13 protein-coding genes are annotated in these 12336 nt (G+C 64.5%); 4 read left to right on the plus strand and 9 right to left on the minus strand.

Translation table 11 applies throughout. The features are described from left to right. Positions 1-7: 7 nt before the first annotated feature. Complete coding sequence (locus AB4879_RS16730; protein ID WP_370508481.1) at positions 8-835, plus strand: hypothetical protein; 828 nt, start codon at positions 8-10, stop codon at positions 833-835. Positions 836-838: 3 nt separating this feature from the next. On the opposite strand, the gene AB4879_RS16735 is transcribed toward AB4879_RS16730, so the two are convergent. Together AB4879_RS16735 and AB4879_RS16740 are read right to left on the minus strand one after the other, a co-directional pair. Further along, on the minus strand, positions 839-1681 hold the full coding sequence (locus tag AB4879_RS16735) for a nitroreductase (protein WP_370508482.1): 843 nt from the start codon (positions 1679-1681) through the stop codon (positions 839-841). A gap of 90 nt (positions 1682-1771) precedes the next feature. Further along, positions 1772-2149 (minus strand): hypothetical protein, encoded by a 378-nt coding sequence (locus tag AB4879_RS16740; RefSeq protein ID WP_370508483.1) that lies wholly within the window; start codon positions 2147-2149, stop codon positions 1772-1774. Positions 2150-2254: 105 nt separating this feature from the next. On the opposite strand from AB4879_RS16740, the gene AB4879_RS16745 reads away from it, so the two are divergent. Continuing rightward, entirely contained in the window at positions 2255-3154 is a 900-nt protein-coding gene (locus AB4879_RS16745) for an MBL fold metallo-hydrolase (protein WP_370508484.1), read from the plus strand. Here the strand turns inward: AB4879_RS16745 and AB4879_RS16750 are convergent. Continuing rightward, complete coding sequence (locus tag AB4879_RS16750; protein WP_370508485.1) at positions 3148-3732, minus strand: nuclear transport factor 2 family protein; 585 nt, start codon at positions 3730-3732, stop codon at positions 3148-3150. The two genes, AB4879_RS16745 and AB4879_RS16750, sit on opposite strands and share 7 nt — an antisense overlap. 92 nt (positions 3733-3824) lie before the next feature. Here AB4879_RS16750 and AB4879_RS16755 point away from each other — a divergent pair, with 92 nt between their 5' ends. After that, on the plus strand, positions 3825-4469 hold the full coding sequence (locus tag AB4879_RS16755; protein ID WP_370508486.1) for a TetR/AcrR family transcriptional regulator: 645 nt from the start codon (positions 3825-3827) through the stop codon (positions 4467-4469). Between the two features lie 4 nt (positions 4470-4473). Here the strand turns inward: AB4879_RS16755 and AB4879_RS16760 are convergent, their stop codons facing one another. From AB4879_RS16760 to AB4879_RS16785, 6 genes are all read right to left on the minus strand, one after another. Further along, positions 4474-5847: an LLM class flavin-dependent oxidoreductase gene (locus AB4879_RS16760; RefSeq protein ID WP_370508487.1), complete on the minus strand. Its 1374-nt coding sequence runs from the start codon at positions 5845-5847 to the stop codon at positions 4474-4476. 22 nt (positions 5848-5869) lie between these two features. Continuing rightward, entirely contained in the window at positions 5870-7048 is a 1179-nt protein-coding gene (locus AB4879_RS16765; protein WP_370508488.1) for an acyl-CoA dehydrogenase family protein, read from the minus strand. Positions 7049-7078: 30 nt separating this feature from the next. Further along, the gene (locus tag AB4879_RS16770) at positions 7079-7942 is read right to left on the minus strand and encodes an SDR family NAD(P)-dependent oxidoreductase (protein ID WP_370508489.1); all 864 of its coding nucleotides are present in this window, start codon (positions 7940-7942) and stop codon (positions 7079-7081) included. Continuing rightward, entirely contained in the window at positions 7935-9302 is a 1368-nt protein-coding gene (locus AB4879_RS16775; RefSeq protein ID WP_370508490.1) for a cytochrome P450, read from the minus strand. Before AB4879_RS16775 ends, AB4879_RS16770 begins: the two co-directional genes overlap by 8 nt. 154 nt (positions 9303-9456) lie before the next feature. Further along, on the minus strand, positions 9457-10200 hold the full coding sequence (locus tag AB4879_RS16780; protein WP_370508491.1) for an SDR family NAD(P)-dependent oxidoreductase: 744 nt from the start codon (positions 10198-10200) through the stop codon (positions 9457-9459). 70 nt (positions 10201-10270) lie between these two features. After that, entirely contained in the window at positions 10271-11041 is a 771-nt protein-coding gene (locus AB4879_RS16785) for an SDR family NAD(P)-dependent oxidoreductase (RefSeq protein ID WP_370508492.1), read from the minus strand. A gap of 88 nt (positions 11042-11129) precedes the next feature. Here AB4879_RS16785 and AB4879_RS16790 point away from each other — a divergent pair, with 88 nt between their 5' ends. Next, on the plus strand, positions 11130-12317 hold the full coding sequence (locus AB4879_RS16790; protein WP_370508493.1) for a cytochrome P450: 1188 nt from the start codon (positions 11130-11132) through the stop codon (positions 12315-12317). Positions 12318-12336: the final 19 nt, after the last annotated feature.

The following is a 12336-nucleotide window of genomic DNA, read 5'->3' on the forward strand; positions in this document are numbered from 1 at the left end:
GGGTGTTATGCACGGGATTTGCCCGAAACCGGTGCATAACACCCACAGTCGGCACGCGTTCAGGCGCTTGTCGGCGCTGCTGGCGTCGCTGACGGTCGCGACGGCCGGCGTAACGTGTCCGCACGCGGCCGCGGACACCGCGCTGCCGCCCTGCCCGCAGTCGAACCCGGTGATCACACCGTCGGGTACCTCGCCGCAAGTCGACTGCGCCTTGCACTCCGGCGATCTCGACTTCGCCGTGAACTACTGGCGGGTGCCCGAATTGCCGAAGCCCGGGGCGGTCAAGGTCACCGTGACGGATCGGTCGGGCGCGGTGGTGCAGACGATCGACGAACTCCTGGAGCCGTCCACCCCGGGCGGCGTCGGGCTGCAGGACATCGACGGCGACGGGCGTGAGGAACTGATCATCCCGATCTCGCGGAATCTGCTCAACGGCGCCAATCCGAACACGCGGTTCGCGGTGTGGCGTGCCCACGACGACAGTCGGCATTACGAGCGCACCCAGATGGTCGGACAGGCCGTGTATCCCAGCGGCGACGGCTATGTCGTCAGCAATGGCGGCGGCCCGGCCAGTCGGGACCTGACCTTCTATCTGCCGACCGGTGCCGGGTACACCCTCGTCGTGGTGTTGACCATCGAAGTGCTGGAAGCCGACCCGGCCACCAACAAGGCGTTGACCGTCAACTGCCGCGCGCATCAGGAAGACGGCCTGCACGCGGTCGACATGAGCATTCGACAAGCTGAGGACTATTTCTGCAATTCACCTGCCGCCAAGGCGATTTGGCCCGACGCCGAGCGCGTCCAGATCAAGCGCTGGGGTGTGTTCGGTAACTGAGGGCTATCGATTGGTCCACACGGTGATATCGCGGGCCGCGCGACGGTCGGTCGGGGGCAGCGGCTCGGCATCGTCCAACGGGTGTCCGACACGGATCAGGGCTTGCGGATACGTTGCTCCGTCGAACACCTCGCATGCCAGCGCAAGTCGGCTTTTGGTGTCGTTCAACGGCTCGGTCAGCGGGCAGCTCGCGAAACCCATCGCGGTGGCCGTCAGCGTCACGAGGCTGAGCGCTTCCCCGGCTCGCAACCGCATGTCGTCACCATCGCTGCGAGTGCCCAGAACCAGCAGCACTGCGCCATCGGGTGATTCCTCGGACCACTCGCCGGCGCCCGTTGGGTAGTGAAGCTCGACGGCGCCGTCCTCTAGTCGAGTCCACCGCGACGTCGGGACAACCCGCACATCCACATCCAGCCGCCTGGCCCGGATGTACAGCAACTCGAGCGTGCCGGGCGCTATCGGTCGAGTGCCGTATGGACGGCGGTCGGCGCGGCGCCGCGGTATCGCCGAGGCCAGCTCGCGCCACCCACCCTGAGGCGGCTGCTCGACCACTTCCAGGATCGCCAGATGGCTGGTGTCTGCACGGTCGGGGAACCGCCGGACACTCGGGTGCCAGCCCGCAGCCGCCATCGCGACGACGCAGTGGTCGAGAACCGCCCCGCAGCCGAGGAGGACGTCGCGCCGGTCCGCCGGGGCGTCACCGGCCCGCCGACCCCAGTCCGCATACAGGTGCACGGCCTCGCCGTCGACCTGCCAGCGCCACGGCTGCAGGTTGCGCAGGGACGGGGCGCGGGCAGCGACGTCGAGCACTGTCTCCAGCGTCGCCGCGTCGGGCAAGGAACTCACCTGCCGTGTCACCTCCGTCCATCGCGTCGTTCCCGATTATCCTCGGGTCGGCTCGCAACAAGGACAAGAGTGCTCGTCGCGCACGCGACGTCAGGGCGCACACCAGTCACGGACTGCGACGAGCAAGGCCCTGGCCTTGGCGAGATCGCCGGCGAGTCGCTCCGGTGTCGCCGGGCGGTACGGGTCGCCGTTGTCGATCTGCGACGCCACCATGTTGGACCGGATCCGCAGATCGATCCCGGGCGGACTGCTCAGATTGTGCAGCGGGCTCAGCGGCGCCCGAACCTGAGCGGCGACCCACGGCGGTGTCCCTGTCGGTGCGATCTCGTTGAACACCGCTTCCAGTTGGTCCGCCGCGGGCAGCAGCAGCGCGCAGTCATTGTCGCCGGCCGCCGCCGTGGGCGCACCGATCAGGCCCATCAGCACCGTTGTGGCCAGCAGCGGCACACCGAACATTCCTCGACGCATCGGCTCTACCTTCGCATTACAGCTGCGCTGCCGGGATGACTTTGCGAATGACCACGCGTTCTGGGCAGTCGAAGGGCAATTCCCGAACCGGTCAGGAGAACAAACATGAGTGTGGCCAACATTTCCCGAGCCGACGAGCTCGTTCCGTCGCGCTACGCGGTGCCGGTCGGTGATATCGAGGTGCTGGTGATCAGCGACGGGGTGTTGCCGATCACCGCGTCGACGTTGGCGACCACGACGCCCCCGGCCGAGCTGGCGGGTTGGCTGGACGATCAGTTCCTGCCGCGCGATGTCGTCGACTGGCCGCTCAACGTCGTGGTGGTGCGTACCGGAGGCCGAACGATTCTCGTCGATGCCGGTCTCGGGGTGGAGTTCCCAGACTTTCCGCGGGCCGGGCAGACGGTTGCGCGCCTCGAAGCCGCCGGCATCGACCCGGCTGCGGTGACCGATGTCGTGCTCACCCACCTGCACATGGACCACATCGGCGGGTTGCTCACCGAGGGTCTCAAGGCGCGGCTTCGCCCAGACCTGCAGGTGCATGTGGCCAGCCGGGAGGCAGAGTTCTGGGAGAAGCCCGACTTCACCCACACCGTCATGCCGCAACCGATCCCGGATGTGCTGCGCCGGACCGCCACCCGGTTCCTGAACGACTACCGCGGGCAACTCCGGCCGTTCGAGACGGAGCATGAGGTGGCGCCGGGCGTGCTCGTCACCCGCACCGGCGGCCACACGCCCGGGCACAGCGTCGTTCGGCTGGAGTCCCGCGGCGAACGGCTGACATTCGCCGGCGACGCGGTGTTCGCGCCCGGCTTCGACAATCCGCAGTGGCAGAACGGCTTTGAGCACGATCCGGAGGAGGCCGCCCGCGTGCGGGTGAACCTGCTGCGCGAGGTCGCGGCGACCGGCGAGGCACTGGTGGCCACTCATCTCCCGTTCCCCTCGGTCTGCCATGTGGCGACCGCCGGTGATGTGTTCCGGTGTGTGCCCGCGGTGTGGGACTACTGAGGCGACGTCAGGTACCAGCGGGCAGGAGCAGGCGTATCGATCGACAGGGGGCGGTCATAGGACAGATCTGACCGGTCCCGCGTACCGACAAGGTAGCCCTTCTCGGTGAAGAACGAGGATTGCAGGACTCGTGCGTCCGCAATGAACATTCCCTCGACCGTGGAGCGGCGAACGGCGATGCGCCACTGGCCGTCTCGCCGCTCCAAGCGGTCGATGTAGCGGCCAGTGATGAATTGTGCCGTCTTGCCGTCCGAACTGATCAGAACGACGATCGCGTAACTGTCCGCGTGTGCGGTATCGCCGTCTATTTCACAGGTGTGGGTGGTGATGTTGTGGGTGTGCACCTGAGATGTCTCGGCGTGGGTCGCATTGGCCCACTTGCCGTACTCGGGACCGGCATTGACCGCGTGGCCATGTTCGTCCACGCCGTCGGCATGGTAGGCAGACGTGATCAGATCGATGTCGTGCCGGTCGCAGCCACGGGCGTGCCGAGAAATGCAGTCCAGGATCTCGGTGCGATCCATGAGGTAGCGGACGTCCCTGCGCAGAGTGTCTATTTCGGCATTCGTCGTAGTCATGCCTCTCCTCACGTTGGGCGTTGTCATCAACACTATACGATCGTATAGCACGCGTCGTGTCAGAATACTGGTGACCGACGGAGTGGGGAGACATGGCGACATCGCCGCGGCGGGTAGGCGCCGCTACGTCCAAGACCAGGGACGCGCTGCTCGATTGCGTCGAGAAAATGATGCTGGAAGAAGGCTATGCCAGCGTCACATACCGGGCACTGGCTGCAAAGGCGGGTGTCACGCCCAGCCTGGTCCAGTACTACTTCCCCACATTGGACGACATCTTCATCGCCGCGATCCGGCGATACTCCGAGCGTGGCATCGCCCACCTCACCGACTTGATGCAACACCGGACAGATGACCCACTGCGGGCGGTGTGGGAGTACAGCTGGGACGAAGCGACCGGTGCGATGATCACCGAGTTCATGGCGCTGGGCAATCACCGCAAGTCGATCCGAACCGAGATCGCCGCCGTCACTGAAACGGTCCGGAAATTGCAACTGGACGCCCTCGTCACCAAATTCGGCAAGAACGCGAAACCCATCGGCGACCTGTCACTGCCGGCTCTGCAGCTCTTGATGTCCGGCCTGCCGAAGTTCCTGAACCTCGAAAAGGGCATAGGGGTCAACTCCGCGCACGCCGAGGTGACCGATGCCTTTGAGCGATACATTGATTCGGTCGAGCCGCGCGCGACATCGAAGCCGAAGCGAAAGTCCGCCGCCCGCAAACCCGCGACGGGTCGCTAGGCACTCACTGGGCCGTGAAAATCCCGCGATATCCGTACGCCGGATGGCGATCACTGATGTCGGGTCGGCCACCAAAGAGCTTCTCCCTGAGCGTGCCGGACCGGTACTCGCTTTGCATCAGGCCCCGCGCCTGCAGAACAGGCACCACGTGTTCAAAGAACTCGTCATAGCTCTGCGGCATCATCGCGTTCATGATCTGGACCCCGTCGACCCCAACCGCCTGGTACTCGACAAGTCGGTCGGCGATGGTTTCGGGTGAGCCAACGACCATTTGGGGCAATGACAGTGACGTCAGGAAATCCTTGACCGTCGGCTTCACCCCCTCCGGCCAAGCGTTGATCATCGACAGGAACGCACCGCGGATCCCGGGGATCTCGTCGATGATGTCCTCGAGTGGCGTGGACGGCTCGTAGCGGCCGAGATCCATCCCGCTCAGGCTGGAGAAGTACGCCGTCTGCGCTTCCTGGCTGCGGAACTCCTCCAGCTCGCCCCATTTGCGATAGGCCTCTTCATCAGTGGACCCGGTGATGAACATCATGCCCTGCAAGAACTTGATGTCGCCGTCGCGCCGGCCCCGCTCCCGGGCCAGTCCGCGCACGGTATCGATCTGCTGTGCAATGGTTTCCAACGACATCGCCGACAAGAACATGAGTTCGGCATGGCTGCTGGCGAATTCGAGACCGGCCGGGGAGCCTCCGGCCTGCGCCAGCACGGGTGTGCGCTGCGGAGACGGCTCCATGAGGTTGAAGCCCTCGACGCTGTACCGCTTGCCGCGGTGGTCGATGTCATGCACTTTGGTGGGGTCGGCGTACCGGCCGGCGACGGCGTCGTTGACGACCGCATCGACGTCCCACGATCCCTCCCAAAGCTTGTACGTGACGTCGACGTACTCCTCGGCCCAGGCATAGCGCTCGTCGTGAGAGAGGTTGCCGGGTAGGCCAAGGTTGCGAAATGCCTGTTCGTTCGCCGACGTGACAATGTTCCATCCGATGCGCCCATTACTGAGGTGATCGAGTGTCGATGCGGCGCGGGCGAACACGAAGGGGTGATGTTGGATGACCGAACTGGTGTACAGGAAACCGATGTCAGTCGTCTGGTGCGCCATGGCGGGGATGAGCATCGTGCAGTCCCCGATCGGCACGTTCATCGCCATCTCGAAGATCACGTCACGCGATCCGTTGTACTCGCCCTGGACGCCGATCACGTCGGTGAAGAAGAAGGCGTCGATCTTGGCTTGCTCTGCGCGCTTCGCAAGGTCCACCCAGAGGTCGAAGTTCTTGAATTCGCGATTGCGGGCCTGGGGGTGACGCCAGATGCCATGGAAGTTGTGCCCGATGGAATCCATCACCAACAGGGTGAAGATCATGCGTTTCGACATCTCGACCTCGTCTGTAGAGTTATCAGGACCGCGGCAGGCCGAGGATCCGTTGGGCGATGACGTTGCGTTGGATCTCCGAGGTACCGCCGGCGATGGTGGCCCCGAAGCTGCGGAGGTAGCGGGTAAACCAGCTACTTGTGTAGGCCTCTAGGTGGTAGGGCGAGAACGCGCTTGTTTGGCCAGGGTCGCACAAGCCGGCGCTGCCGGCTGTTGTCAGCGCAGCCTCCGCTGCCGTCTGAATGGACTCGGAGCCAAGCAATTTGAGTACTGACATCGACGATGGATCGGCCGCCCCGCGGGCGGCACGGGCAAGTTCCGCCGATCCGAGAAGCCGAAGCGACCACAGGTCCATGACAAGCGTGGCGTACGAGTCCCGGTCAACCGGCCCCCGGGGTCTCCAATCGTCGACGAACTCCTGTAATCGATCGGCGTAGCTGAGCCACAGCAGTGTTCGTTCGTGTCCCAACGACGAATTGGCCACCATCCAACCCTCGTTCAGGCCACCCACGAGATTGTCAGCAGGTACCCGCGCATCGGAGAAGAACACCTCGTTGAAGTCGACGTCGTCACGTCCACACGCTGATGCGAAGGGGCGCCGCGTGACACCGGAGGTATCGGTGGGAATCATCAGCACGCTGATTCCTTTGTGCTTCGGAGCCGAAGGATCGGTGCGCACCAAGGTGAACAAGACGTCGGCGTCGTGGGCTCCCGAGGTCCATACCTTCTGGCCGTTGACAACGAAGTGAGCTCCATCGCGGACCGCCCTGGTGCGCAGCGACGCGAGATCAGATCCGGCCTCCGGCTCGCTCATACCCAGTGCGGCAACGATTTCGGCCCGCAGAATGGGAATGGCCCAGCGTCGGTGTTGGTCGGGAGTGCCGTGCTCGATCAATGAGGCGGCGATGATTCCGACGCCCTGCGGATTGAAAGTCTGGTAGATGCGCCGCCGCGACAGCTCCTGGAAGTACACGTACTGCTCCACCACAGACGCGTTGCGACCACCGAAGCCGGGAGGATAGCCGGGCTGCAGCCAGCCGTTGTCGAACAAGAGACGTTGCCACTCACGCGCCCAGGGCGGAACATCGGCGCTGGAGCACGGGCGTTCGGAGGCGGCTACAGCTTCGTCCGGCAGATGTTGGGCCAGAAAGGCCGCGAACTCGGCGCGAAAAGACTCGATGTCGTCATCAAAGTCCAGTTGCACTGCCCCTCCTCATTTTTCGACGGGCCCGCACTACCGCATCACGTGTGCGCACTGTTGGTGAGGGTGGACGTCGAACATGTCGCGGTACGACGGGGGCTGCCGGCCGTCTTCGTCGCAGATGCCGTACAGGGCGGCCAACTCCGCGCCGATCAACGTTCGGCCACTGACTCCCATCAAGTCCGGATCGTTGTACAGCGCCCAGATGACATGGCCGGTCAGCTCGGGCGTCTCGGCGCTGTCGAGGATGTGGCCGAACTTCTCCGGGTTGCGTGCGATGATCTTTCGCACCCGATCGGTGAGCAGCGATCCCATCCAGATCGACACTGCAGCAACGCCGAATTCGCGGAAGTCGACCGCCATATCGGCGGCCATCTTGTCGGTGCCTGCCTTGGGCACGCCATAGGCCGGACCGAATGCATAGTGGACGGCGCCCGAAGAGGACGAGAACGCCACCAACCCCTTGCCCTGCGGGATCATCAACGGCGCCGCATAGACGGTTGCGACGTAACTGCTGCGCAATCCGACGTCGAGGGTGTCGATCACATTGATGGGCTCATCCCAGAATTTGGTACGCCCCATCATTTCGTCGCGGATGATCGCGGCGTTGTTGACCAGAATGTCGACTCGACCGTGGTCTCGGCGAATCTGGCCGAACAGCGCCTCCACCTGGGTGTCATCACCGTGATCGACGGCGACGGCGATTCCGGTGCCACCGGCCTCGGTTACCCGAGCGGCGGTCTCGTCGATGGTGCCCTTCTGGGTCGAGGCTCCCCCGTCACGGGAACGCCCCGTGACGTACACGGTGCAGCCGTGGCTGCCCAGCGCACGGGCAATGCCCGCCCCGGCACCCCGGCTTGCCCCCGTGACCACCGCAATCGGGCTGTTGTCAGACATCGATTCTCGCCGCTTCCTTCAGTTCGGTGATCGGCCGGGCCAACCCTTGTTCCTCGCAGATGAGTTGAAGCCGGTCCACGGTTTCGCCAACGCCAGGGCCGATCCGCTTGCCAGGAGTGAACGTCGCGGGCAGGTGACGCATCCCCTGGATCACCCCGATGCTGTCGTAGTGCACGGTGCCCTCCGCCGTGCACCGGTAGTCCGGCATTCGGTCCAACACGGCGGTGAGCATTGCCTTGAACACCGTGCGCGCCACGTTCGACCCGATGCACCGGTGCACCCCGAGCCCGAAACTGAAGTGCCGATTGCCTTTCCGGTCCAGGATCACCTCGTCAGGTTCGCCGAAGACCGCTGGATCCCGGTTGGCCATCGCCCAGGACAACCACAGCCGCTGCCCCTCCCGCAGCGTCGTGCCGGCAAGGTCCATGTCTTCGGCAATCGTGCGAGCATCACCTGGTGCCGGCGTGAAGTACCGCAAAAATTCCTCGGTCGCGGGATTGAGTAGCGCTGTGCGTTCCCTACTGAGCCGGTCGCGCTCATCGGGATGGTCCGACAACCATTCCAACGCGTGAGCGGTCAGCGCAGTCGTCGTGTCGAAGCCTCCGCCGATCAACAGGTTCAACATGCCCAACAGCTCGATGTCGGGCGGCGCTTGGCCGTCGATCCGCAGCTTCGCCAAGGCGTCGATGATGCCGGGGCGGGGGTGCTCGCGAATGTCGGCGAGATTGGTGAACAGGTCGACGCCCATGGCCATGTACAACTCCCGCACCCGCGCAGCGTCCGGCGAATCGGGCGGGGTGTACACCGACGCATGCGCGGGCTCGTTGTACAGCGTCCACTTCTCCAGCCGCACACCGAGCATTGCCAGAGTCAGCACGGCCGGCACCACGTTGGCGAGGTCGTCGACGAAGTCGATCGTGCCCGATTCGATGTGCTCGTCGAGGCACGCCCGCACGACCTCGTCGATGAACGGCTCCCATCGCTTGACCGCGGCCGGCGACAGGTAGGGGTTCAGCGCGGTGCGGTAGTAGCGGTGTTCGGGGTCGTCCATCTCCAGCATGCCGCCGCGGAAACCCTCCGCCTCGACCATCAACGGGATGGAAATGCCCTTATATCCTCGGCGTTCGTTGTGGACGTCGTGATCATTGGATACGTGCGGACACCGGGCGAGTTCGAACACCTCCCGGCTGCCGGCGGCCACCCAGTGGCCGTCGTAGGTGTCAGTCCACGCAATCGGGCACCGCTGATGCATCTCGTGCGTGACGTCGAGGAAGCGGTCCCGATAGTCGGCGGCGTGGCGATCGAAGTGGTATCGCTGGGCAGTCACGTCACCGCACCCGAGGATGGCCGTGAGCGGCACGTCCCGCCAGCACCTGATCCACCATCACAGCCATGAGGCGCGTGTCATTCCTGACCTCGGCCGACTCTAAGGGGTCCAAGGGTGGATCACCGTCAACGCGCACAGTACCTCCTCAAAATTATTGCTGAATAGCGGTTTTCGAGTCCGAGGGAGATCAGACGACCGCACCACCGTTGACGCCGATCACTTGCCCGTTGACGTATCCAGCCGCCTCCGAGCACAGGAAGGAGCACACCGCTGCCACTTCTTCGCCCACGCCGAGCCGGCCGGCCGGGATCGCACGGGTGAGCAGCTCCGTGGCGGGGAGTTTGCCCTCCTCCTGCTGTTGACGAAGCATCGGGGAGTCGATGACGAACGGGGGGACGGTGTTGGCGGTGATGCCTTTGCGGGCGTAGTCCAGTGCCACGGTCTTGGTCATGGCGATGACGCCACCCTTCGTCGCCGAATAATGCCCCTGCGCCGGCGCGCCCTGCTGTCCGGCGGCCGACGAGATGGTCACGATGCGGCCCCACTTGCCGGCGACCATGTCCGACAACACGGTTCGAATGCACAGGAATGTTCCGGTCAGGTTCACCGCGAGGTAGCGGTTCCACTCGTCGAGGGTGATCTTGTCGAATCGTGTGAAGCCCGCGATCGCCGCGCTGGTCACCAGGATCTCGATGGGGCCGTGGGAGTCTCGAACTGCCGCGAATGCGGTTTCCACCGCAGCCTCGTCTGACACGTCGACCCCGACGGCAAGGGCGTCACCGCCCGCCGCCTTGATCGCTGAGGCGACCTTCTCCGCGGCTTCGGTGTTCACGTCCATCACGGCCACCCGATGGCCATCGGCGGCGAGCTGCGCACTGATGGCCTGGCCCAATCCGGATCCCCCGCCGGTCACCACTGCTGTTCGGTTCACTCAGCTCACTCCCTCATCCAGTGCTGTACGAATGTATAGCGGAAGTCATGACACGACACAAGATGCGCCCTCATACGCCCGCGGGCCCTGGCGCGCCATGCATGTACAGCGTCTGGCCTGAGCAGAAACTCGCGGCATCCGAGGCGAAGAAGAGGACGCCATAACCGATTTCGTCGGGCTCCCCCAGGCGGCCAAGCCCATTGGTCAAGGCGATGGCTTCGGGGTCGAGGCCGTATCGTGCGGCGTCGTCGGTCAACGTCGCCGCACGAACAGCGCCTACAGCGATCGCGTTGACGCGAATACCCTTCTTGGCCCACGCGGCCGCCATCGACCCGGTCAGGTTGTTCACCGCCGCCTTGGCCGCACCGTAAGGCGCCGCTTGAGGCATGGCGAGCAGGCTGGCGCCCGACGAGATGTTGACGATCGCGCCCTTACCCTGGGCCATCATCGGTTTGGCTGCCGCCTTCGACAAGTGCCATACCGCACTGAAGTTGAGTGCCAGCACGTGCTCGAAGTCGTCATCCGGCCATTTGAGAATCGACTTGGTCTCCGCGCCGCCGGCACAGTTGACGAGGATGTCGAGCCGCCCGAATTCCGCGACAGTCGCCTCGACCAGTCCTCGGCACGCATCAGCTGTCGTCACGTCCGTGGAGATCGCCATTGCCCGCCGGCCCATCGCGATCACTTCCTTGGCGGTGGACTCGAGCGGATCCAGCCGCCGGCCGGCCAGCACGACGTCGGCACCGTGCTCGGCCAAGACCAATGCGGCACCCCGCCCGATCCCGGTACCCCCACCGGTGATGACGGCGACGCGGCCGTCCAGTGAGAACCGACTGCTCATTGCGCTCCCTCGGGTTGCGTGGGCGGATGTTGTACGAGCGTATACCGTTCCTATACAGTCGTACAGCATCGACCCGGAGGAGCTGACGTTGAGCGATTTGTATTACGACCCGTGGGACTTCGATATCGACCTGGATCCCTACCCCACGTATCGACGGCTGCGTGACGAATGCCCGGTCTACTACAACGAGCGGCACGACTTCTGGGGTGTGAGCCGCTACGCCGACGTGGACGCAGCGCTGAAGGACACCGCGCGACTGAGCTCAGCCAAGGGCGACATCCTCGAGGTCGTCATGACCGATCCGGTGATGCCGCCGGGCATCTTCATCAACGAGGATCCTCCGCTGCACACGATCCACCGCGCGATCGTGTCCCGGGCTTTCACACCCAAGAAGATGCGAGCGATCGAGGACAAGATCCGTGCCTTCTGCGTGGCGTGCCTGGATCCGCTTGTCGGCGGCACTCACTTCGACTTCGTGGAAGATCTTGGCGCCGAACTGCCGATGCGAACGATCGGCATGCTCGCGGGTATCCCGGACGCCGAGCAACCCGCCGTCCGCGAGCACGCTAATCAGGTGCTGCGCAACGAACCCGGCAAGCCGATGGCGATCAAGAAAGACCGCTACTTCACCGGCGAAATGTTCGGGGAGTATGTCGAATGGCGGGAGAAGAACCCCTCCGACGACCTGATCACCGAACTGCTCAACGTCGAGTTCGAGGACGAACACGCAGTCACGCGCAAGCTCACCAAGCAAGAGCTCATCGTGTTCCTGGCGGTCGTCGCCGGTGCAGGGGTCGAGACCACCGGGCGGTTGTTCGGCTGGATGGGCAAGGTACTGGCCGAACATCCCGACCAGCGCAAGGAGCTGGCGCAGGACCACAGCCTGATTCCGACCGCGATCGAGGAACTGCTGCGCTACGAGCCGCCCGGTCCGCATGTCGCCCGCTACGTCACCACCGATGACGTCACCTTCCAGGGACGCGTGATCCCCTCCGGTAAGCCATTGCTGCTCATGCTGGCCTCTGCCAACCGCGACGAACGGCACTTCAACGACCCCGACACGTTTGATATCCACCGAAAGCCCGGTGGCCATCTGACATTCGGGCGCGGTGCGCACTTCTGCGTGGGTTCTCCCCTGGCCCGTCTTGAGGGTCGCGTCGCGCTTGAGGAAGTCCTCAAGCGGTGGCCCGAGTGGGAGATCGACATGACCGGCGCACGCCGATCACGAACCTCTACGGTGCGCGGCTGGGACAGTATGCCCGCGGTCATCGGCTGACACGGCTTTGGAGTGATGC

This window comes from Mycobacterium sp. SA01 (genome assembly GCF_041287105.1).
GTDB lineage: Bacteria > Actinomycetota > Actinomycetes > Mycobacteriales > Mycobacteriaceae > Mycobacterium.

Bases quoted from the DNA above. Each gene is read 5' to 3' on its own strand.
- AB4879_RS16730 (WP_370508481.1), top strand. From the start codon at position 8: ATGCACGGGATTTGCCCGAAACCGGTGCATAACACCCACAGTCGGCAC.
- AB4879_RS16740 (WP_370508483.1), bottom strand. From the start codon at position 2,149: ATGCGTCGAGGAATGTTCGGTGTGCCGCTGCTGGCCACAACGGTGCTG.
- AB4879_RS16745 (WP_370508484.1), top strand. From the start codon at position 2,255: ATGAGTGTGGCCAACATTTCCCGAGCCGACGAGCTCGTTCCGTCGCGC.
- AB4879_RS16750 (WP_370508485.1), bottom strand. From the start codon at position 3,732: ATGACTACGACGAATGCCGAAATAGACACTCTGCGCAGGGACGTCCGC.
- AB4879_RS16755 (WP_370508486.1), top strand. From the start codon at position 3,825: ATGGCGACATCGCCGCGGCGGGTAGGCGCCGCTACGTCCAAGACCAGG.
- AB4879_RS16760 (WP_370508487.1), bottom strand. From the start codon at position 5,847: ATGTCGAAACGCATGATCTTCACCCTGTTGGTGATGGATTCCATCGGG.
- AB4879_RS16770 (WP_370508489.1), bottom strand. From the start codon at position 7,942: ATGTCTGACAACAGCCCGATTGCGGTGGTCACGGGGGCAAGCCGGGGT.
- AB4879_RS16785 (WP_370508492.1), bottom strand. From the start codon at position 11,041: ATGAGCAGTCGGTTCTCACTGGACGGCCGCGTCGCCGTCATCACCGGT.